Consider the following 22,284-nt stretch of genomic DNA (forward strand, 5'->3'; position numbering starts at 1 on the left):
CATGTGCATGACAGGGCATGTGTGTGGCTGGCCCCTGCAGCGTGCGGCAAGGTGACGGCATCGAATGCAAAGGGGAGAATGACCATGACGAAGACGTTTTTGCGCGCGCCGGCCCGCCGCCTTGCTGCCGCAATGCTGGCGTCGGCGGCGGTGATCGCGGTGCCGGTGCAGGCGAAGGATGCCGAGGTCAAGCTGACCACCTGCAGCGAAAGCCTCGGCTCGATCGCGGTGGTCGAAGGGGACACGCAGGGCTGGTCCGAGTTCGGCCTCGGCAGCCCGCGCGAACTGGTTAATTCGTTGGCGGTCGAATCCGGCTGCTTCACGCCGCACAGCCCGGCCAGCGGAAAAGCGGCCGATTTTCTCATGAACGTGGTCGCAGGCGACAGCGAGGAGGTCGACCAGTCGATCGAAATGGCCAAGTCGGCGGCGATGCAGGGGCTGGTGAGTTCTGGCGCGGCAGGCTCGCTCCTCAGCAGCGTTCCCGGAGCCGGCGCCGTGCTCGGCATGTTCGGCGGTCTGGGAGGAAAGAAAAAGCGCCTCGCTGCCGGGATCAAGTTGCTGAGCCCAGCCAGCGGGCAGGCGATTGCCACCGGACAGGGCGTGGTCAAGAAAAGCACCCTAAGCTTCGGTAGCGCTGGTGCGTGGACTGCGGGCGCTGCGGCGGCAGGTTACGGCGAAAGCAAGGATGGCAAAATGCTGGTCGAAGCGTTCGTGCTCGCCTTCAACGAACTTGTCGCCAAGAAGGCCGCTATCGCATCGGTCCCGAGAGGCGGCGGCGCTGCAGCCGCTTCTGATCTGGCGACCGTCGCTGCGGCCACCGCGATGCTCGAAGCGCCCTCGGCAAAGGCCAAGGTGCTCCGCAATCTCAGGGTCGGCACCACGCTGACCCCGACCGGCAAGCGCGAAGGTCTGTTCGTCGAGGCGAAGGACAATTTCGGCACCGTTGGCTGGGTTTCGATCGAAAGCCTGAACTGACCGGCACCGCCCGACTGGCAGCCATCGCTTGCGCGGATGCGCGAGCGGTGGCAGCAAGCCGTGGACAGGGGAGGCGCGGCGGTTTCGTGAACACGCGAAGGATGGAAACAGCGCCCATGAGAATCCTCTATGTCGAGGACGATCCGCGATCGGCAGCGGCAGTGGGCGATATCCTCTCGCAGTCCGGCGATGTGCTGGTGTGGGAGGATAATGGCAGCGCCGCGCTGCTGCGGGCGGGGATGGAGAATTTCGACGTTATCATCCTCGACCGGATGCTCGGCGATATCGACGGGCTGACCATCACCCGGCGGCTGCGCGAAGGCGGCATCGGCACCCCGATCCTGATCCTGTCCGCGCTGGGCCGCAGCAGCGACCGCGCCGACGGGCTGGATACCGGCGCCGACGATTACCTCGCCAAGCCGTTCGAGCCTGCCGAACTGGTCGCCCGCCTCAAAGCCCTGCACCGCCGCGCCACCGGGCGCGAACACAGCGCCGTGATCCTTTACGGCGCGTTCGAATGCCACGTGAAGGCGCGCACCGCGTTCCGCGACAATCGCCACCTTGCGCTCAGCCCCAAGGAATTCGAGCTGTTCCGCTATTTCATGGAAAACGCGGGCGAGGTGGTGACCCGTGAAATGCTGCTGCGGCAGGTGTGGAAGATGGATTTCGACCCGCAGACAAATGTCGTCGACGTCAATATCGGGCGGCTGCGGCGCAAGCTTGAGGACGGGTTCGCGCGCCCCGCGCTCGAAACCATTTTGGGATCGGGCTATCGCCTGCTCGACGGCATGCCGTGATCGAGGCGCGGCGTTCGATATTCTCACGGCTGGTGGCGGGTGCGATCCTGCTGTCGCTGGTGCTGCTGGCCGGTCTGTGGTGGCTGACCTACCAGACGGTGAGCACGAGCCTGCAGGAAGCGGCGCAGGCCGAGGTCGACGTCGATCTTGCGGGACTAGCCGATATCTACGCCACCGGCGGGCAGGCCGAACTGGAAGCGCGCATTGCCGATCGGATCGCGCTGACCCCCGTCGAAGGCAGCGCATCGCATTACCTGCTGGCCGATGATCGCGGTATGGTGATCGCTGGCGATCTTGCGCGCTGGCCCGCGCTCGATCCGAGGGTTTCGGAAAGCGGAGTGATCGCGATCGGCAAGAATTCGCAGGGTTTTGCCCGCGCTGTGCAGCTCGGCCCCGACCTCAGGCTGGTGGTCGCGCGCAGCATCGCCATCCGGGCGCCGTTGCTATCCAGCCTCACCATGGCCTTTGCTGTGGGCGGGGCGGTGTTCGTCGCGCTGGTGGCGCTGCTCGGACGGTTTGCCGCGCTCGGGCTGCAGCGCCGGATCGAGCGGATCAACCTCGCCTTCCGCGAGCCGCAGGACGGTTCGGGCCTTGTGGCCGCGCGGCGCAGCAGCGCGGGCGACGAGATTGACGAGCTGGCAGCGCACAGCGCCGCTGCACTGGCGCGGATGAACGATCTGCTGGCGGCCTACAAGGACACCTCCGAACAGCTCGCGCATGAAATCCGCACGCCGCTGTCGCATCTCGACAATCGGCTCGTAAAGGCGCTGGCCGAGCAGCCCGCAGCCGAGATCGCTCGGCGACTGGTGGAGGCGCGCGCAGAAATCCGGCGGATCGTCCAGACGCTGGAATCGCTGCTCGATATTGCTGCGAGCAAGGCCCATCGCGGCGACCGCAGCGGGCTTGCGCCGGTCGATCTGAGCGCGCTGGTGACAGGAATCTGCGACTTGTATTCGGGCAGCGCGGAAGAAAGCGGTCTGGAATTGCGCTGGAACGTTGCGCCCGATGTCGCAATCGCAGGTGACGAACGGCAATTGCGCAGATTGGTGACGAACATGCTCGACAACGCTCTCAAATATGTCCCGTCCGGCGGGCGTATCGCCGTCACACTCGACCCCGGCCCGGTGCTGATGGTGGCCGATGACGGACCGGGCATCGACCCGCGCGATCGTGAGCGGATTTTCGAACGGTTCTATCGCGGGCGCAACAAGAGTGAGGAAGTCTCCGGCAGCGGGCTGGGCCTTGCGCTGGCCCACGCGATTGCCGAGCGGCACGGACTGGCGCTGACGCTGGAGGAGCCTGCGGCCGGCGGGCTGGGGGGCGCGGTGTTTCGCATCGCGGCGGCGGCATGATCGGGATGCGGCAACTTTGCATGGGGATCGCGGGGGCGGCGATGGTGCTGGCGGGCGGGTGCGCAGCCCCGGAGCAGGCTGCGGTAACCGGCGCCTCCATGCCAGCGGCCGCCGCTGGCGCACCGGTCAGCGCACCCGGCAAAGCCGATCGCGTCGCCGAAGCGCTGATGATGGCGGCGATTGCCGAGCGTGCGCAGGACACCGCCGCATTGGCACAGGCGATGCTGCGGCTCGACCAGCTGGGCGCGATTCCGCAGACCGATGGCGATGCCGCTGCGATGGAGCGCTGGCGCGCCAGCGTTCCCGTCGGCACTTCGCCGATGCGGGGTCGTGCATTGGGGCCGGCCTTTCGCTCCGCCACGCTACGGCCGGGTGCTTCGACTGAGCTCAACCAGACGTTCCTCGGCGGGCGCAGCGCGCAGATCGTGTTGCGGGTCTCGCGCGGCCCGGTGCCGCGGCTGGTGGTACACGACCAGGCCGAACGGCAGGTCTGTCTTGCCAGCGATGATCCGATCATGTGTCGCTGGGTGCCGCTTTACACGCAGCGACACCGGATCGAGATCGTGAATATCGGGCCGGTGCAGTCCGAATTCTACATCGTTTTCGATTGAGCCGCGCGACGCGGCCGGGTTAGGGAAAGCCGGTCAGAATAGCGGCGATCCCGGCAGAATAGACCAGCAGCACCGCGATACTGTCATACCCCATCCGGAAGGCATATTGATCGCGCCGTTCGACCAGGCCGATCAGGATCAGGGTCGTCAGAAGGATCGCCAAGAGCGCCGCCGTCAACGAAGAGGCTTCCACCTGCCGCAGCACGGGCTCGCCGTCGTCGAGAACGTCGATCAGCAGGATCAGCACCACGTCGAACATATTGCCGCCAAGAATGTCGCCGATCGCCAGCTCGGCGCGCCGCAGGCGAACCGCCGCGATGGCAGTGCTGAGTTCGGGCAGCGATGTCGCCGCCGCGAGCAGCGTCAGGCCGATCAGGCCGGTGCTGGCACCAGTGCTTTCGGCAATCCCTTCCGCAGCGAGTGTCACCAGCGTTCCGCCGCCGAGAATGATGGTTCCCATCAACGTTGCGAGACCGGCAAGCCGCGCGCTCGACATCGCCATCGATTCGATCTCGTCACCCGCGACCTCGGCCTCGTCGGCCGGCACCCAGCCGCCGATCGCGCCTTCCCGGCTCGTCTGGCGCAGGCACAAAACGAACACCACGCCGATGAGCAGCGGGAAGAATCCGATCCCGCCGGGAAGCGTCCAGTCTCCGATCATCACTCCGATCGCCGCAAGCACCAGAAGGACAATGCTGACCAATGCGTTCAGCATCGTCCGCGTGCTCGGCACCATGCTCGTCAGCGCCTTTTGGCCCACGAACAGATCCGCAAGCGCAATCGCCACAACCTGCAGCGCGATCCCGCCCAGCATGTTGTTGATCGCCATCGCCGGATTGCCGGAAAGCGTCGCCACTGTGGTGGTGGAGATTTCCGGCAGCGAGGTGACCGCCCCCAACAGCAGCACGCCGATCACCGCCTGGCCGATTCCCGTGCGCTGCGAGACTTCGTCGGCATAGGCCGCGAGCCTTGTCCCCGCGTACCACACCAGTCCCGCCCCGGCTGCAAACAGCACAGCCAGCACCGGAAGCGACAGGGCGGCGAAATTCGGCATCGGGGGCTAGCGGATGATCCGTTCCAGCGATCCGTAACGCTCGGTAATCCCGCCGCGCGGGAAGCTGAGCGCGGCGATTGCCAGCCCGCCCGCCGCGCTGACCAGAATATGGGCAAGGCTGCCGCCATAAATGAACGGCACCACCGCAATCGCCAGACCGAGCGGGATCAGCGCGAAACGTGCGGCCCGGCACACCTCTGCCGCCGCGACGGCTAGCACGGTTATGACGAGCGAGCCGAGCAGATGATCGGCATTGGCCAGCGTTCCTTCGGCATCGAGCGTGATCCGCGTGAACAGGAAGGACAGGCCGATGATACCCGCCAGCCATCCGCTCCACGGCAGGTTCACCCCTCCGGTCCACATGTCCTTGAGTACGACCGACGGCTTGCGCTCGAATTCGTGTTCGGCAGGGCTTAGGCGGTCGCCTTCGTCGGTATCGCCGAACAACAGCACCCTGAGGAAGCTGCGCCCAGCCTTGACCCGCCGCCGCAGGAAGCTGAGGCTGGCCGCGAGTTCGTCGACCGAATAGGGAATCTGGATCAGCATGGCGGCCGCGCCGATCAGTGCCAGCGTGCTCCATGTCCCGATCACGATCGGCTGGATAATGATGAAGGTGATCGACACGATCCCCAACGGCACGATCATCAGCCCGAACAGCAGCACCAGCCAGGGCATGGTGCGCCAGCGCGCACGGCTGCCGACGATGCCGGTGAGAATTTCGAGCAGGTAGGTATAGGCGCCCAGCGCAGCGTCGGGCACTGGCCACGCTTCCGACACGCTGGAGGTGATGATCTCCTCGGTGCCGTTCTGCGGATCATTGGGGCTGCCGGCGAAAAACGGCTCCCACACCCCCTCGACGTGCCCCATCTGATAGGCCGCGAGAAAGCGCGAGAACAGCAGGCCGACGATTGCCAGCGCGATGATCGGCAGGCGCTGGGTCCATGACGATGGATTGAAGCTCCAGCCCGGCGGGACTTCGGGCGCGCGGCGGCGGGCGAGCAGCGCCGGGCCGACTTCGGGCTTGGCGGCGATGGCGAAGCCGAAGATCAGCCCGCCCACCAGCGTGTCGGACAGATAGGCAGCGGCATTGGGCGTCACGAACAGGACCGGCAGCGCCATCACCACCATGCCGATGCCCGCCGAAAGCCAGCGCGCAAAACCCAGCCGCCAACTGAGCGAGGCGGTTGCGGTTACCAGCAGCGCGACCCCGGCCGCGACTTCGCTCCATGCGTAAAACGCATTGTCGATCCCGATCAGCGGCGGCTGAGTGATGAGCCAGAAGGCGAGCGCAATATTGACGAAGTGGGTCCAGCGCGTGGCACGGTGCTGCGCGATCCGCTCGGCCTCGATCTTTGCGCGGACCGCCTCGGGATCGTCGGCCTGCTCCTCGGTCGCGTCGTTGAGCCAGTGCGGCGGCGTTACGCCGTTGCGTGCGTACCATGCGTTCGGGTCGCGCTTCAGGTTGGCGACCATCGCCGGAAGCTCGTCTTGAAGCCGGTGGCGCGGACGCCAGCCGAGCCATTCCTCCGCCCGCTTCACGTCGAGCGCGTAATGATCGTCGCTCATCGCGATCATGAACGGCTTGATGAACGGCTTTTCGCCCTGATCGATGGCATCGGGCACCAGCGGTTCGGCGGCGTTCTGGACCGCCGCACCGGCCTTGGCGACCGTCTGCGGCACCTTGAACGTCGCCCAGTCTTCGGCGCCGTGAATCAGTTCGCCGATCCGGTCCTGCAGACTGTCATAGCCGAGCGCGAACGGCTCCCCGATCAGGATTTCAGTGTGCGGCGGCAAGGTCGTGCGCCGGTCGAGCGCCGCACGCATCGCCGCAACCATGTCGTCGCGGTGCAGCATCGATTGCCCGGCGTTGAGCGGCCCGGAATAAAGGTGCGACTGCAGGTTGCGTTCGTAGATGCGGGCGATTTGGTTGGAAAGCGTCGGCACCGAGCGTTCGCTGTCGTAGACCCCGGCCAGTCGCAGGATCGCGTAGGGCATCCTCGCCTCGGACCGGATCAGGTCCTCGACCTTCTTCTTGGACTTGGGATATTCCCATTGGGGATCAAGCGGCGTGGCCTCGTCGATGCGCTCGCCCGGGTCTTGCGGTTCGTGGACCAGCATGGTGCTGGCGTAAACGAAGCGTTCGACCTCGAACCCGTCGAGCGCACCGAGAAGGTTGCGCGTGCCTTCGACATTCACTTCGTCATAAAGCGGGCTCGGCTCGCCGGAAAAATCGAAGAAGGCGACCAGGTGGAAGACCGCAGCAATGCGGCGGCCATACTGTTCGCCGACGTCTTCCATCGCCAGTCGGAGCGATTGCGGGGACGTGATATCGATCGGGATGATCGGCGGGTCGTCATCATCCCCGGCGCTTCGATCCAGTCCTATAATTCTGTAATCGCGACGAAAAGCCTTGGTCAGCGATTGGCCGATATTACCGCTTGCTCCGGTGATCAGAATCAGCGGCCTAGTGTCGTCTTGCGTCGCTTTATCGGTCTGGGCCAATTGGCTTGCTCCTTTTTCTGGCTGGCTGGGACAATCGCTCAGCGGGCGAAGTGTTTCTTGGCGGGTGGAACATTCCGGCCCGTTTTTCGCTCACCTGACATGACGCAAATCGGAAAACACCGCTGGGCGATCGCGGAAGGCTATATCCCTTCGGGCAGCGTCGATCCGGATGATCGGGCGCTCGAAAGTCACGAAACCGCCTGCATTCTCAACGCCGGCGATCGCGACGCGGCGCTGACGCTGACCATCTATTTTGCCGACCGCGAACCGGCCGGCCCGTATCACGCGAAAGTCGGGGCCAGACGCACGCTCCACCTCCGCTTCAACGATCTTGCCGATCCGGAACCGGTTCCGCGCGACACCGACTATGCCTGCGTCATCGAAGCCGATGTTCCGGTGGTTGTTCAACATACCAGGTTGGATTCGCGCCGATCGGAGATCGCCCTGCTCTCCACAATGGCGTTCGGCGATGGCTGAGGCAGCGAACACCAGAGATCTTGCTGGACGGGTCGCGCTCGTCACCGGCGGGGATTCGGGGATCGGCGCGGCGATCACCCGCGAACTGGCGGGGCGCGGCGCGCATGTCGTGATCAACTGGCACAGCGAGGAAGGCCCGGCAGAGGCGCTGGCCCGCGAGGTTGCACGTGGCGGCGCGGAGGCGCTGGCAGTGGGCGGCGATGTGTCCGACGAGGATGATGCCAACCGCCTCGTCGCCGAAACGGTTGCAAGGTTCGGGCGGATCGACATCCTCGTTGCGAATGCGGGCATCCAGATCGACGCGCCGGCGCTCGAATTGGAGGCGAAGGATTGGCGCAAGGTGCTCGACGTCAATCTGACTGGGCAGTTTCTGGTCGCAAAGGCGGCGGCGCGGCAGTTCGTCGAACAGGGCGTAAACGAGAACCGCCGCAGCGCCGGAGTGATCGTGTGCATGAGCTCGGTTCACGATGTCGTGCCGTGGGCCGGCCATGTGAACTACGCGGCGGCCAAGGGCGGCGTCGACATGCTGATGAAGACGCTGGCGCAGGAACTGGGCCGTCACAGGATCCGCGTGGTCGGAATTGCACCCGGCGCGATCAAGACCGACATCAACCGCGAGGCATGGAGCGACGAGGAACGCGCAAGCCAACTGCGCGAACTCATCCCCTATGGCCGGATCGGTGAGGTCGAGGACGTGGCCAAGCCGGTGGCATGGCTGTGCAGCGACGAAGCCGATTACGTCACCGGCACGACGCTTTATGTCGATGGCGGCATGACGCTTTACCCCGGCTTCATCGGCAACGGATAGGCAGCCGGCATCAATCGGCGGATGGCGCTGACGTGTCGGCAGCGGGACGGCGATCCACCACCATGTCCTCCAGCCCGCCCATCCGGAACCAGCGATAGCCGTGCGGTTCGAGCACGAGTTCGTATCGTCCGTCTCCGGAGGACGGAATCGGTCGGTTAGACTGAAGGCAAACGAGATCGCGCTCGCACCCCCGCTCATCCGCGACATTGATCGCGAATTCGACCCGCTCGTCGAGGAAATTGTGGACGTAGACCGATACCCGGCCATTATGCGCATAGCGCATGGCGAGGATGTGCTGCGGGCTATCCAGCACCGTGAAATCGCCATGCCCTATTTCGATCAATTCCTTGCGCATCCGCAAGGTCCGCTCGGTCCAGCGCAGGAAGGAATCGCTGCTCGCGCGCTGCATGGCCACATTGCGTTTGCGATAGCCGTAGGGGCCTTCGTCGATCACCGGCCGCACCGGACTGTGCGAGGAGGTGAAGCCCGCATTTCTGTCGGTCGACCACTGCATCGGCGTGCGGGCGGCCTCGCGTTCGGGCAGCGACAGGTCGTCGCCCATTCCGATTTCGTCGCCATAGCGGATCACCGGCGTGCCCGGCATGGTGAACAGCAGCGAATAGGCCAGTTCCAGCTTCGCCCGGTCGCCGCCCAGCATCGGCGCGAGCCGGCGGCGGATGCCGCGGCCGTAAAGCTGCATGTTTTCGTCCGGACCGAAGGCTGCAAACACCGCCTCGCGCTGCTGATCCGGCAGACGCCCGATATCGAGCTCGTCGTGATTGCGCAGGAAATGCGCCCACTGCGCATTGGGCGGAACCTTGCGCGAAGCCCGCAGCTTGTCCTTCAGCCGCGATGCATCGCCGCTGGCGAGCGCATAGAACAGCGCCTGATTGACGGGGAAATTGAACATCATCTGCAAGCGGTCGCCCGCTTCGCCGAAATAGGGGGTGCAGTCCTCTGGCGGGATATTCGCTTCGGCCAGGAACACCACCTCGCCTTTACGCCACTGGGCGAAATCGCGAAGGTGCCGGAGCAGTTCGAAGGCGGGTTCCGGGTCCTTCACGTTGATCCCGTCGGCTGCGATCAAGAACGGTACGGCATCGACGCGGAAGCCCGAAATCCCCAATTCGAGCCAGAAGCCGACGATCTTCAGCAGTTCGGACCGGACGTCGGGGTTGGCGAGATTGAGATCGGGCTGGAATTCGTAGAACTTGTGAAAATAGAAGGCCTGCGCCTGTTCGTTCCATGTCCACGTCGTTTCTTGCACGCCGGGGAATATCATGCCCTTTTCGGCGTCTTCGGGGCGTTCCTCGGCCCAGATGTAGAAATCGCGGTAATGGCTGTTGCGGTCTGCGATGGCGGCCTGAAACCACGGGTGATCGGACGATGTGTGGTTGAGCACCAGATCCATCAGCACCCGGATGCCGCGCTGGCGGCAGGCCTGAGTAAACTCGACCAGATCGCCAAGCGAGCCATAGCGCTGATCGACCCCGTAATAATCTGCCACGTCATAGCCGTGATCGCGCCGGGGCGAAGGGTGGAACGGCATCAGCCAGATGGCCGTGACCCCCAGCCCCTGAAGATAGTCCACCCGGTCAAGCAACCCGGCAAAATCGCCCACGCCGTCGCCATTGGAATCGAGAAAGCTGTCCAGCGAAAGCGAATAGATCACCGCATTCTTGTACCAGCGGTCCTCGTTCATGCGCGGCTCCGGCGTGCCGATGCGATAATAATCCCTTCGCCGGCGCCAAGGTGCGAAGGCGCGCTTTCGCCGCTTTCCCTTGCGGAGGAAAAAACGATCCGGCAGTCCTCATATGCGGCCGGCAGATCGGGCAAGGCGGCGTCCTCATCGCTGAAGTTCAGGACCACCGCGAACCGATCCTCGCCCAGCCGCCGCTCATAAGCGAACACCGCGTCGGTTGCGGCGAGTTCGCGATAATCGCCCGCTCGCAGAACCGGCTCGCACCGCCTGAGGTCGAGCAGCCCGCGATAGAGGCAGAGAATGGACGTATGCTCGCGCTCCATCGCCTCGACATTGCGCTGGCGCCAGTCCTGCGACAACGGGAGCCACGGTTCAGCGGTCGAAAAGCCCGCATGGGCAGCGTCCGACCATTGCATCGGCGTGCGGGCGCGGTCGCGATTGAAGCTCGCGTCGGGCTCCTGTTTGGCCCAGGGGTCCTGCACCCGGTCTGCAGGTATCGCAACGTCGGCCAGGCCGATTTCGTCGCCGTAATAGATCGTCGGCGTGCCGCGCAAGGTGAGCAGCAGCATCGCGGCGATCCGGGCTTGGCGCTGTCCCACCCGGCCTGCGATGCGCGGCTTGTCATGGTTGCTCAGTACCCAGTTGGGCCAGCCCTGATCGGGCAGGGCCGCTTCGTATTCCGCGACCAGCGCGGCAATTTGCTGCGGGCGCCACGGGCATTGCAGAAGCTGGAAATTGAACGGCAGGTGCACCCCGCTTTCCCCGCCTTCGCCGTAATAGGCGACCAGCCGTTCCAGCGGCAGGTAGATTTCGCCGATCAGGAGGCGGTCGTCATATTCCTCAATGACACCGCGCATTTCCTCGATCAGGTCATGGATTCCCGGCTGATCGGCGGAATGGATCTGAAGATTGCGCTCGATCTCCGGCTGGCCAGGCCGGTAGCCCGGATTGGGCGGATTGTCGCGGAATTGCTCGTCCTTGATGAGGTGCCAGATCACGTCCACCCGGAAGCCGTCGACGCCCTTGTCGAGCCAGAACCGCAAAACATCGAACATGGCGGAGCGCAGTTCGGGATTGCGCCAGTTGAGGTCAGGCTGGGAGGCGAGGAAGGCGTGGTAGTAATATTGACCGGTTCGCTCGTCGAACTGCCAGGCCGAGCCGCCGAAATTGCTGATCCAGTTGTTCGGCGGCCCGCCATCGGGCGCGGGGTCTTTCCAGATGTACCAGTCGCGCTTGGGATTGTCCCGCGATGCGCGGCTTTCGGCGAACCAGCTGTGCTGGTCGGATGTGTGGTTGGGCACGAAGTCGAGCAGCAGTTTGAGGCCGTGCCCATGCGCTTCGTCCAGCAGCGCATCGAAATCCTCCATCGTTCCGAACAGGGGGTCGATCGCGCGGTAATCCGCAATGTCATAGCCGAAGTCGCACATCGGGGAGGCGAAGATCGGGGATAGCCACACAGCATCGATCCCGAGCGCCGCCAGCTGCCCCAGCCGCGCGCGAATGCCGCCGAGATCGCCCACCCCATCATCGTCGCTATCCTGAAGCGAGCGCGGATAAATCTGATAGATGACCGCGTCGCGCCACCACTGCTTGCTGCCATCCTTCGTTGCCATGCCATGGCAAGGGTGTTTGCGCGGCTGTGTTCCGGATGGGGCGACCAGACGAAATCTGCGTGCGGCGGGAGCCTTGGGCGAACCCTGGCGCAGGAGATTGCTTTCATTGCGGCATGGCAACGGTGGCGGATTGCCGCTGGCCGGTCAGGGGCGTCCGCCCGGTCCAGCCCCGGAAGCCCAAGTCACGATCATCAAAATCTGGCAATACGAATGCCCTTGTCGACGGTGTCGTCGGCGGAGGTGCGAAACAGTCCCTTGCATTCTCCACGGCGCTGTCTTCCGGGTGGTACATCTACGGCATCGATCCTGAAGCCCAGCTCCCCGCTCTCCAAAGCCAAGTCAGGCCGATCGGCACCTATGTTGCGACCGATGGCGGCTCGTCCGAACGGATTGCGGGACGCTACGCCCATATTCTCAACGCCGCCGCTCCGGACGAGCAGATCAACGAGCTTTCGTCTGCGGCCGGCGCGGCCGGACTAAAGCGATTCTGGCACATAACAATCAGCCACCGTGAGCGAGAGAAAATCACCGCCGAGCAAGGCGAAGAGATCCGCACCACGTTCGCCAAAGTCATGGGCGTTGAGCAATGTTCACCGCGGCTGCGTGGCCGACTATCTTGGCCCCGCGACGGATAAGGCTGAGATCACGCTCGTGGCGCAGAGCATGTGGGCATCGCTGCACGGCCTGGTGTCGCTGCTGATTGCCCGCCCGGGGTTCCCGTGGGTGGACCGGGAGCAGTTGATCGCACACCACCTGGGAAGCCTCGTCGCTCGTCTCTAGCGCGCAATCAGCGCGGTGATAGGCCGTCCCGCCAGCGCGTCCTGAAAGCTGATCCACACCAGCGCGCTCCACAGCAGGGCGAACACCAGCACAGCGAGGATCGCTGCCGCGCTTGGTAGCACTCGCGTGGCCAGCACGCCCGCCAGCGGCACCGCCTGCATCATGTGCGTGGCGAAGAAATGCGCCGGGCGAAGATCGCCCACGCTCAGCGACCATCCAGTCAGCGGCATCCGCGCCGCGCCCGGCAGTTCGGTGCCGACATGGTGGCTCATGTTCCCTCCCAGCCTGAAAGCAGTGACGAGCGTCAGCGCCGTGCCGGCAATCAATCCGATCCCCACCGCCAGTCGCACCGCCGGCACCAGCCTTGCCTCGCCATCAATCAGGGCGGCCAGCCCAACCCCTCCAGACGCCGCAATAATCGCCACCGCGCCCAGCGCCATCAGCGAGAACATAGCTGCGTGAAACGGGGTAGAGACATTGAAATGCGATGCCTCGAGCTGCCCGGCCTTCATAGCGATATAGCCGACCTCGCCAAGCGCCGCCGCAATCGACAAGGTGGCAAGCAGCAGCAGCGCACGGCTCGCCTGCCATTCGGCTGACAGGTAATGCACCACGAGCGCCAACGTGCCGAAGTGCAGCGCCGTGGCGATGCTGAACTTGAGCGGCTTGGCCCAGCGGCTAGCGCCGTCGAGCAGCCGCGGGTCGATCAGCGACATGGCCCACAGCACGGCGAAAGCGGCGAGGAAGCCGACAGCCGCCACCCACCACAGGCTTTCGGCATCAGGCAGGCGGGCGAGCATCGGGACGCTAGCACTCACGCGCCGGCCTTGCCCTTGGTCATCCCCGCCATGATTTGCCCGACCACCAGCGTGCGACCCCAGCGCGGCAGGAACCCGAGCGAGGTGATCAGCAGCTTCGCCAGCCAGCCCGGCTTGACTGTGGTGGTCTTGCCCAGCGCCGCAAGCGCCGCCTTCGCCACTACATCGGGCGTCTGGCTCATCCCCATTGTCAGCCCGGCGCGGGCGGCAAAGCCGCTGGCAATCGGCCCTGGCGCAACGCTCAGCACGTTGACGCCGTAAGGCTTCAGCTCGGGCCGCAGCCCTTCGGCAAGGGTCTGGATGTAGGCCTTGGTCGCCGCATAATTGGCACTGCGCGGCACCCCCTGAAACGCCACCAGCGAGCTGAACAGGATGATCCCGCCGCGCCCTTGCGCCGCCATGCGCCCCGCGAACAGGTGCACCTGCGCAGTGACAGCCCGGCAATTGACATCGATCATGGTGAGTTCGTCTTCCCGTGCGGCACCAGCGAGCGGCCCGGATGTCCCGAAGCCCGCCGCTGCCACCAGCAATTCGACCGGCAGATCGGCGGTCGCATGGGCCAGAAGATCGGTCGCGCCCGGATCGGCAAGGTCAAGCGGCAGGATGAGGCAACGATTCGCGCCGAGCTCGTCCGCCAGCGCCTCCAGCATATCGCCCCGGCGCGCGACCAGCACGCAGCCCCAGTTGCGCGCCGCCAACTCTACCGCAAAAGCCCGACCGATCCCGTCGGATGCGCCAGTAATCACTGCCCAGCGCGCAGGTTTGCTCAAACTGTTCATTTCGTATTCCTCCAGGTTAAGGCCTGCGTGCTGGTCAGAAGGCGTAGCCAAGCGCCAGCCCGCCGAAGAGCTGGTTGGGACTGCCTTCCACGGCAACGATCGGACTATCGGCGAACTCGCCCAGAAGGCGGCGGTAACTTCCGATGGCGACAAGCGACACGCGCCGGGACAGGCTGTAGCGGGCCGTTACCCCCAGCCCGACATCCTTGATCCCACTGCCGAGCTCGTATTGCGCCAGCCCGCTGGCTGCGGCACCTTCCGGGGTGACGGCAAAATAGGTCTCGGCGTAGCCTGTATCGGCAAATCCCACTGTCGCCGTCGCGCCAAGATCGAACCGCGGTGACAGCCTTGCGGCGTAACCGACCAGGGCTTTCGCCTGCCAGCCATCGTGGACGCCGGTAAAATCATGGGAGGCTTCAACGCTGAGCCGAATACGGCCCGTCTTCGAAACTTGCCACGCTCGGGCCACGAAAGCGCCCGCCTCGGCAGCGACCTGTACGCTCTCGAGTTGCTCCACTGCATCGCTGCCAAGATTGCCGCTGCGGTTCAGGACAATGTTCACCAGCGGGCCGAATTCGACATCGGGCGAATTGACGATATTGCCGCGGGTGACCGGGCCTTCCACCGAAATATAGCGATACTGCCGATTGGCGCGCACAACCGGCAAGGGAACCGGCCTGTAGCTATCGCCGCCCTCAAAGCGCGGCACGGCTGCAACGCCCAATCCGATGAACACGTTATCACCTTGTGCCGGTTGCTCTGATGCAGGCGCATCCTGCGCGGCTACGGACGCGGGAATCAGGGCGCAAGATATCGCGCCGCAAAGCGCGGCTGTCAGGGCTTCGGTTCTCATGGCAGTGGGGTCCTTCTACTCTAGGGATCGGGTCCGGCTGATGCGCCGATCGACCGGGCAAGCTGGATCGTTGCCCGACTGAGATTGGCGGTGGTTTGAATGTGGCTGTCCTGCGCCGCGGTAAGCTGGCGCTGGGCTTCGAGCACGTCGACGAGAGCAATTGTGCCGGCTGCATAAGCCGCGCGCTGTGCTGCTAGCGAGCGGCTCAGCGCTTCAATGGTTCGTGCTGTATCAGTCAGCTGCAAGCCGCCTTCGCGATGCGCGGCCGCAGCGTTCTCGACATCCTCGGATGCACGCAGAACGGCGAGACGGTAGAGCGCCAGCGCTTCGGCCTCGCGGCCCCGTGCAGCGGCAATCTCGGCATCGATCCGCTTGAAATCAAACAACCTCCAGCGCAGGCCGAGCACGCCTGTCGCTGTCAGCGCATCCGGGCCGGCCAGCGCGCCGAGGCTAATCGACTGAAGCCCGAGCAGGGCGCCAAGGCTGAACTTGGGGTAGTATTCGGTCATCGCCGCGCCAACCCGCGCATTGGCCGCCATCAGCTGCATTTCGGCCGCGACGATGTCGGGGCGATGGCGCAGCAGATCGGAGGGCAGGCCCAACGCCAGTTCGACGCTGGCCGGAAGCGGGGCGATGGTCTCCAGATCGGCGCGCTCGCCTTGCGGGGGCAGACCAGCGAGGATCGCCATCCGGTTCATCTGGATCTCCGCCGCCAACCGTAGCCCCGGCAGCGCCGTGCGGGTTTCAAGCAGCCGGGCTTCGGCCAGATCAAGCTCGCGGCGGGCGGCAATGCCTGCGCCAATGCGCATCTTTGTCAGATCGCGCAGGCTGGCATCCGTCGCTTCCCGCACGGTGAAGATCTGCAGGCGATGCTGGGCGGCGCGCAGCTCGACATAGGCATCGGCAACTTCGGCAGCGACCATCTGCTGCGCGGCCCGCCTGCCCGCCTCGCTGGCGAGCAATTCGCCAAGCGCCGCGCTCTGCCCGCGCGCAAGGCCGCCGAACAGATCGAGTTCCCACGAAGCACCGATACCAGCGTCGAACTGTGCGATGTCGCGGTCAAAGCCGGGAAAGGCGGAGATGATGTTGCCGAGCGGGCCTTCGAGCGATTGCCGCGTTCCGGTCGCTTGCGCGGTGATCTCGCCTGTCGGCTGGCGGGCCGCGCGGCTGAAGCTGACCGAGGCGCGCGCTTGCTGCACGCGCGCTGCGGCCTGTTCCAGATCGAGATTGCCCGCCATCGCCAGCGCTATCCAGCGATCAAGCACCGGGTCAGCAAAGCCTGTCCACCATGGTGCTTCGTCTTTCGCCGTGCGGATTGCGCCTTCGGTAGAGGCTGCCCGGAAAGTGGCGGCCACCGGCGCAGTGGGAGCCACGTAAGGCGCAGGCGTCGCGCAGGCCGATAGCAGCGCGGCCGCACACACGGTCACACCGCCGCGCCTCATGCCGCAGCTTCCTTTTGCGACACCACGGGCGCGGTGTCCTCGCCGCGCGACACCAGCCAATACATCACCGGCGTCGCCACGCGCGACAGCAGGGTGGAGGTGATAAGTCCGCCGATGATCGCGATGGCGAGCGGGGAGTAAAGCCCACTGTTCTCAACGGCCAGCGGCAGCAGCCCCCCGATTGCCGTCACCGAGGTCAGCAGCACCGGCAGAAACCGCACCTCGCCCGATCGCTCGATCGCTTCGCGCAGGGGCATGCCATCCCGGCGCAATTGCTCGGCGAAATCGACCAGCAGGATCGAATTCTTGATCTCGATCCCCAGCAAGGCGACCATCCCGATTGCGGCGGTGAAGGACAGCGAATTGCCTGTCACGAATAGTGCGGCGACCGCGCCGAGCAGGCCGAAGGGGATGATCCCCGCCACCACCAGCGCGGTGCGGAACTTGCGGAATTCGAGCACCAGCACGCCGATCAGCCCGAACACGGTAATCAGGATCGCCACGCCAAGCCCGGCAAAACCCGCCGATTGCGCCTCCGCCTGGCCGCCCAGTGCGATGCGGTAGCCCGAGGGCAGGTCGATCTGGCCGTTGATCCTTTCGAGCGCGTCCTGCGTGACCGCCGACGTCAAAGCGCCGGTCTTGATCTGCGAGGTCACTGTGACCGAGCGCAGGCGATCATAGCGGTCGATCCGCGCCGGGCTCGATTCCAGAAACGGGCTGGCAATCGCGGCGAGGGGCACGGATGCACCGCTGGCAGACGGCACCTCGATCCGCGCCAGATCCTCAAGCTCGTGCCGCTGCTGCGGACCGAGCGGCAGGCGGACACGCACCGGGTAATCGTCGCCATCACCATCGCGGAAGCGCGCGGCATCCTCGCCGCTCAGGGCCAAGCGCGCCGTGCGGCGGGCCATGCCGGCGGGAACGCCGAGGCTGGCCGCGCGCGCTTCGTCGAGCCCGAGGTTGTAATCGGTCCGGTCCACCCGCAGGGGGTTGATGATGTCACGCGTGCCGGGGGTGGCGCGCAGCTGCGCTTCGACCGCGGCGGAGAGCGGTTTCAGCGTGGCAAGGTCGCTGCCCGAAACGCGGATCGCAATCGGCGCGTCGATCTGCGGGCCGTTTTCGAAGGCGATGACCGAAATCTGCGCCGCACCAAAGGTCGCAAAGCGATCCCGCAGCCTGTCGAGCAAGGCGTCGCTTTCGCCCGGCACCCATTCGCGCAAGGACACATAGGCTTCGGCGAAGGCTGGATTGGTCTCACGCTGCGGCTGATTGTAGAAGATCGTCGGATTGCCGCGACCGAGATTGGAGGCCACCCAATCGACTTCGGGCACGTCGGCCAGCGTGGTCTCGACGAACCGCAGGGCGCGGTCGGTGGTCTTGAGCGATGCGCCGTCGGACGACTGAATGCGGATCAGGAACTGCGGGGTCTCTGCCGGGGGAAACAGGCTCGAGCCGATCGCCGCGACCATCGGCACCGCCAGCAGGCACAGCGCAAACAGCAGGCCGAGCGCCTTCCAGGGCCGCTCCAGACTGCGGTGCAGGACAGGCGCGTAGAACCGCTGAATGCCGCCGTTGATTGCCCTGAGCACGCGGTTGCCCTCCATCGGCTCGCTGCGGGGCAACAAGCGGCTCGCGAGGAACGGGATGATCGTCAGCGCGACGAAGAAGGATGCGCCCACTGTCGCAAGCACCGCGACGGGAAGCGATTTGACATAGGCCCCCGATGATTCGGGCAGTGCCAGCAGCGGCAGGAAGGAGAACATCAGACAGGCCGTGCTGCCTGCCACGGCAAGCGCAACCTGGTTGGTCCCGGCGATGGCGGCCGTGACGCGGTCGGCCCCAGCGCGTAGGTGGCGGGCAATGTTCTCCGTCACGACGATCGCATCATCGACCAGCAGGCCGAGCGACAGGATCAGCCCGGAAATCGACAGCTGGTTGAGCGTAAACCCGAAATATTGCAGCCCGGCCAGCCCGACCAGCAGCGACAGCGGAATGGAAATGGCAACAATCATCCCGGCTCTGATGCCGAGCGGAATCAGAGTGATCAGCACCAGCGTCAGCGCGATGGCAAAATCGCGGTAGAGCCGCCCAAGCCGTGCGTTGATATTCTCCGCTTGATCGAACCCGCGCGCGACGCTGACGCTGGCGGGCAAGGTGCGTTCGAAGGTGTCGAGCAGGCCGCTGACCTCGCCATTGATGCGGGTCACGTCCTCGCCGTCTTTGGCGGTGGCGGTCACGAACACGGCGCGGCGACCGTTGAAGCGGGTGATGTGCTGCGGCTCGTCCTGTTCCCATGTCACCTCGGCAAGATTGCCGATCCGCACATTGCGGCCCTGCGGGCTGGCAACGACCACATCCTCAACCGCTTGCAGCGTCTTGAAAGCACCGCCCGCCTTAAGGTTGAACCGCCGCGCCCCGGCATGGCCTGCGCCGATGGGCGCTTCGGCCCCGGCGCTGCGCAGCGCATCCGAGAGCGCCGTAGGGCTGATCTGCAGCCGCGCCAGCTTGCCCGGATCGAAGGCCACGCGCACTTCCGTCGGCGGCGCGCCCCAGTATTTGGCCTCGCGGATGCCGGGCACGCCGTTGAGCTGATCGCGCAAGTCGTCCGCCACCTTCTCCAGACGCCGCATCGGCAGGATGTCGCTGACCAGCGCGATCTGGACCACCGCCACTTCGGAGGTGCGCTGGCGGTCGACATCGAGCCGCGTGATGCCCTGCGGCAAGGTCGGGCGCAGCGCGTTGATCTCGCGAACCACCTCGTCATATTTGGCTTCGGGGTCAGCGTCCCAACCGAACTCGACCTTGATGACCGAAACGCCATCGGTGTTGGTGGAAGAGAGCTTCTTCAGGCTGTCGAGCCCGTTCATCGCGTCCTCGATCGGGCGGGCGACCTGCTGCTCCATGTCGAGCGGCGTGGTGCCCGGCAAAACCGCGGTGACGACGACGATGGGGATCGGGAACTGCGGGTCTTCGGATCGCGGAATGGTGGCAAAGGCGGCAAGGCCGATGGCGGCGGCCAGTGCAAACATCAGCAGCGTGAACTGCCACTGGTCGACGAAAAAGCGGACCGGGCTCGATCTCACCGGGCGGGCTGCCGGGTGACGGAGACTGTCTGGCCATCGGCGATATAGCCCGCCCCGCCGGTGATGACCTGGGCTTGCGGCGGCAGACCGGTAACGAGCGCATCATCACCGTCAAACCCGGCAAAGCCTATGGCCGTGCGGACCGCGATGCCCTTGGCCGGGTCATAGCGCATCACGAATGCACGCTTGCCCTTGGCTTCGAGGATCGCTTCGGCGGGAATTCTGGCGCTTGCCTGCTCTCCGCGCCGTGGCGCTGTCTCAAGTGTAGCCTTTGCGGTCATGCCACTGGTCAATCCGCTTTTCGGGGGCAGGGTGACCTCGACCTCGATGGTACCGCTTTGCGAAGCCGAAAGCTGCCCGATGCGGGTGACCCTGCCCGTCACCTCGCCATTGGGGGCGGCGATGCGTGCGGTGTTGCCCAACCTAATCCGGGCGGCATCGCGGTCGGCGACGGGAAGTTTCAAGACCAGAGGGCTGGTGCTGTCGGCCAGGGTAACAATCGCCTGACCAGGCTGCACGAATTCGCCGCGCTGGGCCTGCCGCGCCAGCACAACGCCCGCAAACGGAGCCGCGAGACGCGCGGACCGGCTGTCGAACCGGGCAGCATCATAGGCAGCCTGCGCCGAGGCGACGCGGGTGGCGAGATTATCGGCCTGCTGCTGGCTGATCGCGCCCGCATCGGCAAGCCCCGCGACCCGCTCCAGATCCTGCTTTGCCCGGGCAAGGTCAGCCGAAGCCGTGGCAAGGCGCGATGCCACGTCCTGCGCATCGAGCGCGGCGATCATCTGCCCCGCAGCAACCCGGTCGCCTGCGTCCACTGTAAGCCGATTGATGACCCCGCCGACCCTGAACGCAAGCGCCGCCTCGCGGGTGCGGGCTACCATGCCCGTCCCCCTGAGGAATAATCCGCTACCGGAAAAATCGGCAGATTGGACACTCGCCGCAATCTCGACAGCAATGTCGGGGTCGTCAGCGGGGTTAGGACCATCCCCGCAGCTGACGACCCCGAAACCTATCCCGACGAGTGCCAGCCATCTCGGGGGTAGTTGGCAAGCAGTCATCGTCGGGCGGACCTTCGTCTATCGGTGATAGCTGATCATTGATAGATAACGGCGCGATGTCAAGCAGCATTCGGTGGCACCGCGTCATCACGGTCTAGCTGCTGCTGGGTTGAGTGCTCGGACTGGCTGCAATTCCCGGCTGCGAGGGCCTGTCAGTTGCAAGACCTCACGTGTCGGAAACCACCCACCAACGGTCACGAGCAGGGGCAAAGCGCGGGCCTGAAACCTGCCCTGCAGCTTTGCTGGTTTTGACTCCAGCAGCCGACATTGCGAAATCGACCCTTAGCTGCCCCCTTGAGGCACTGTGGAAAGCACTGGTTATCCGGTCCCGTCTCGCCGACTGTGGTGCCATACCCTCCTCTGGTCTCTTGCCTCTACCGATGCCTCTACCGACGACCTCTGCTCCGCCTCAGCTTAGGCTGCTGCCGCGACCGGAGTCCTGTAATCTTTGTTGAAATGCCCGCCCTTCGTCAGAAACGCCCAGGTGATCGGGGCGGTCTTGTTCGCCAACGCGAACGTGACCAGCATGCGCGGCTTTCTGGCCAGCATCTGCTCGAGCCATAAGCCGCGCGGAGCACCGCGCCTTGCTGGCGTGCAACACGACGGCACTGCTGCCGATAATCAACAATCTTCGCAGCGTGCGCTCGGCCATCCGCGAGATCGCCCCGAACCACTCCATGCCGCCGCTCGAATGTCGCCTTGGCATAAGCCCGAGCCAGACTGCAAAATCGCGGCCCCTCGCAATGCCTTCTACCGGTGGGGCCAGCGCCAACAGCGCGGTCGCGGTGATCGGCCCAATGCCGGGGGTCGTCATCAACCGCCGGGCTGCTTCAACCTCGCAGGCACGCCGGGCGATCGTCCTGTCGAGCAACGCGACCTGTTCGTTCAGTTGCTTGAGCTGCCCCGTCATCACCAGGAACATCGCCCGTGCTGCCTCGAGCAGGCTTGCCAGCACCGACGCGTACGAGGGCCCCTTGGGCGCTACTCATCCAAATTCTGTTAGGTGCCAGCGGATCGCATTGATGATCTGAGTGCGCTGGCGCACCAGCAGACACGGTCGTTGCGCGATCCCGAAAAGGAATGGCAGCTTCGGGGGAGCCGGTCGCTCGCTGCGGCGATCAGGCGATGGACGCGGCCTGCTTTATCGCGCGGCGGATGCTCATGTAGGTGGCACAGCGGCACAGATTGCCGCTCATTGCTTCGTCGATAGCCGCGTCATCCGGTGTCGGGTTGTCCCGCAGCAGAGCGGTTGCCGCCATTATCTGGCCCGATTGGCAATAGCCGCACTGAGGCACGTCATTGGCCACCCACGCCTTGCGAATGGCATCGGCCGCGCTGCCTTCGACGCCTTCGATCGTGGTGATCTCAGCGTCTTCGAGCGAATCATGCGGCGTGATGCAGGCGCGGGCCGGTTGGCCGTCAATATGGACGGTGCAGGCCCCGCACTGGGCGACGCCGCAGCCGAATTTCGTGCCGGTCATGGCGAGGTGATCGCGCAGGACCCACAATAGCGGCGTTCCCGGAGCAGCGTCGACGGTTTCCGACTTGCCGTTGATCTTGAGGTTAATGGCCATGCT

General features: G+C 65.1%; 19 protein-coding genes. 7 read left to right on the forward strand and 12 right to left on the reverse strand.

The genetic code is table 11. The annotated features are described in order from the left end of the window. Positions 1–84 precede the first annotated feature (84 nt). The 4 genes from J3454_RS15260 to J3454_RS15275 all read left to right on the forward strand — a co-directional run bounded on the left by J3454_RS15260 (position 85) and on the right by J3454_RS15275 (position 3,735). Entirely contained in the window at positions 85–975 is an 891-nt protein-coding gene (locus J3454_RS15260) for an SH3 domain-containing protein (RefSeq protein ID WP_349514636.1), read from the forward strand. A gap of 116 nt (positions 976–1,091) precedes the next feature. After that, the gene (locus J3454_RS15265) at positions 1,092–1,772 is read left to right on the forward strand and encodes a response regulator transcription factor (protein WP_349514637.1); all 681 of its coding nucleotides are present in this window, start codon (positions 1,092–1,094) and stop codon (positions 1,770–1,772) included. Next, on the forward strand, positions 1,769–3,124 hold the full coding sequence (locus tag J3454_RS15270; protein ID WP_349514638.1) for a sensor histidine kinase: 1,356 nt from the start codon (positions 1,769–1,771) through the stop codon (positions 3,122–3,124). Before J3454_RS15265 ends, J3454_RS15270 begins: the two co-directional genes overlap by 4 nt. A gap of 5 nt (positions 3,125–3,129) precedes the next feature. Continuing rightward, complete coding sequence (locus J3454_RS15275) at positions 3,130–3,735, forward strand: hypothetical protein (protein WP_349514639.1); 606 nt, start codon at positions 3,130–3,132, stop codon at positions 3,733–3,735. 19 nt (positions 3,736–3,754) lie between these two features. On the opposite strand, the gene J3454_RS15280 is transcribed toward J3454_RS15275, so the two are convergent. Both J3454_RS15280 and J3454_RS15285 read right to left on the reverse strand, forming a co-directional pair. Beyond that, positions 3,755–4,789: a sodium:calcium antiporter gene (locus J3454_RS15280; protein ID WP_349514640.1), complete on the reverse strand. Its 1,035-nt coding sequence runs from the start codon at positions 4,787–4,789 to the stop codon at positions 3,755–3,757. A 6-nt stretch (positions 4,790–4,795) separates the two neighbouring features. Then, the gene (locus J3454_RS15285; RefSeq protein ID WP_349514641.1) at positions 4,796–7,291 is read right to left on the reverse strand and encodes an NAD-dependent epimerase/dehydratase family protein; all 2,496 of its coding nucleotides are present in this window, start codon (positions 7,289–7,291) and stop codon (positions 4,796–4,798) included. A 99-nt stretch (positions 7,292–7,390) separates the two neighbouring features. Between J3454_RS15285 and J3454_RS15290 the strand changes: the two genes are divergently transcribed. Both J3454_RS15290 and J3454_RS15295 read left to right on the forward strand, forming a co-directional pair. Further along, positions 7,391–7,768: a sensory rhodopsin transducer gene (locus J3454_RS15290; RefSeq protein WP_349514642.1), complete on the forward strand. Its 378-nt coding sequence runs from the start codon at positions 7,391–7,393 to the stop codon at positions 7,766–7,768. Further along, entirely contained in the window at positions 7,761–8,576 is an 816-nt protein-coding gene (locus tag J3454_RS15295; RefSeq protein WP_349514643.1) for a glucose 1-dehydrogenase, read from the forward strand. The genes J3454_RS15290 and J3454_RS15295 overlap by 8 nt, the downstream gene beginning before the upstream one ends. A 10-nt stretch (positions 8,577–8,586) precedes the next feature. Here J3454_RS15295 and J3454_RS15300 read toward each other — a convergent pair whose 3' ends face one another. Continuing rightward, entirely contained in the window at positions 8,587–10,278 is a 1,692-nt protein-coding gene (locus J3454_RS15300) for an alpha-amylase family protein (RefSeq protein WP_349514644.1), read from the reverse strand. Beyond that, positions 10,275–11,891, reverse strand: a complete 1,617-nt coding sequence (locus J3454_RS15305) for an alpha-amylase family glycosyl hydrolase (RefSeq protein WP_349514645.1) — start codon at positions 11,889–11,891, stop codon at positions 10,275–10,277. The genes J3454_RS15300 and J3454_RS15305 overlap by 4 nt, the downstream gene beginning before the upstream one ends. Positions 11,892–12,004: 113 nt before the next feature. On the opposite strand from J3454_RS15305, the gene J3454_RS15310 reads away from it, so the two are divergent. Next, a complete protein-coding gene (locus J3454_RS15310) occupies positions 12,005–12,526 on the forward strand; it encodes a hypothetical protein (protein ID WP_349514646.1) in 522 nt (173 codons plus the stop codon). 141 nt (positions 12,527–12,667) lie between these two features. Here the strand turns inward: J3454_RS15310 and J3454_RS15315 are convergent, their stop codons facing one another. From J3454_RS15315 to J3454_RS15350, 8 genes are all read right to left on the reverse strand, one after another. Further along, a complete protein-coding gene (locus J3454_RS15315; protein ID WP_349514647.1) occupies positions 12,668–13,489 on the reverse strand; it encodes a hypothetical protein in 822 nt (273 codons plus the stop codon). Further along, positions 13,486–14,268, reverse strand: coding sequence for an SDR family NAD(P)-dependent oxidoreductase (locus J3454_RS15320; protein ID WP_349514648.1), 783 nt, complete (start codon positions 14,266–14,268; stop codon positions 13,486–13,488). The genes J3454_RS15315 and J3454_RS15320 overlap by 4 nt, the downstream gene beginning before the upstream one ends. Positions 14,269–14,302: 34 nt before the next feature. Beyond that, a complete protein-coding gene (locus J3454_RS15325) occupies positions 14,303–15,121 on the reverse strand; it encodes a MipA/OmpV family protein (protein WP_349514649.1) in 819 nt (272 codons plus the stop codon). A 20-nt stretch (positions 15,122–15,141) separates the two neighbouring features. Continuing rightward, positions 15,142–16,563, reverse strand: a complete 1,422-nt coding sequence (locus tag J3454_RS15330; RefSeq protein WP_349514650.1) for an efflux transporter outer membrane subunit — start codon at positions 16,561–16,563, stop codon at positions 15,142–15,144. Next, a complete protein-coding gene (locus tag J3454_RS15335; protein ID WP_349514651.1) occupies positions 16,560–19,646 on the reverse strand; it encodes an efflux RND transporter permease subunit in 3,087 nt (1,028 codons plus the stop codon). The genes J3454_RS15330 and J3454_RS15335 overlap by 4 nt, the downstream gene beginning before the upstream one ends. Then, a complete protein-coding gene (locus tag J3454_RS15340; protein WP_349514652.1) occupies positions 19,643–20,530 on the reverse strand; it encodes an efflux RND transporter periplasmic adaptor subunit in 888 nt (295 codons plus the stop codon). The genes J3454_RS15335 and J3454_RS15340 overlap by 4 nt, the downstream gene beginning before the upstream one ends. A gap of 586 nt (positions 20,531–21,116) precedes the next feature. Beyond that, positions 21,117–21,629 carry a transposase gene (locus J3454_RS15345; protein ID WP_349514653.1) on the reverse strand — a complete coding sequence of 171 codons (513 nt, stop codon included), beginning with the start codon at positions 21,627–21,629 and terminating at the stop codon, positions 21,117–21,119. Between the two features lie 196 nt (positions 21,630–21,825). Next, the gene (locus J3454_RS15350) at positions 21,826–22,281 is read right to left on the reverse strand and encodes a (2Fe-2S)-binding protein (protein WP_349514654.1); all 456 of its coding nucleotides are present in this window, start codon (positions 22,279–22,281) and stop codon (positions 21,826–21,828) included. Positions 22,282–22,284 lie beyond the last annotated feature (3 nt).

This window comes from Erythrobacter sp. NFXS35, from assembly GCF_040148725.1.
Lineage (GTDB): Bacteria > Pseudomonadota > Alphaproteobacteria > Sphingomonadales > Sphingomonadaceae > Erythrobacter.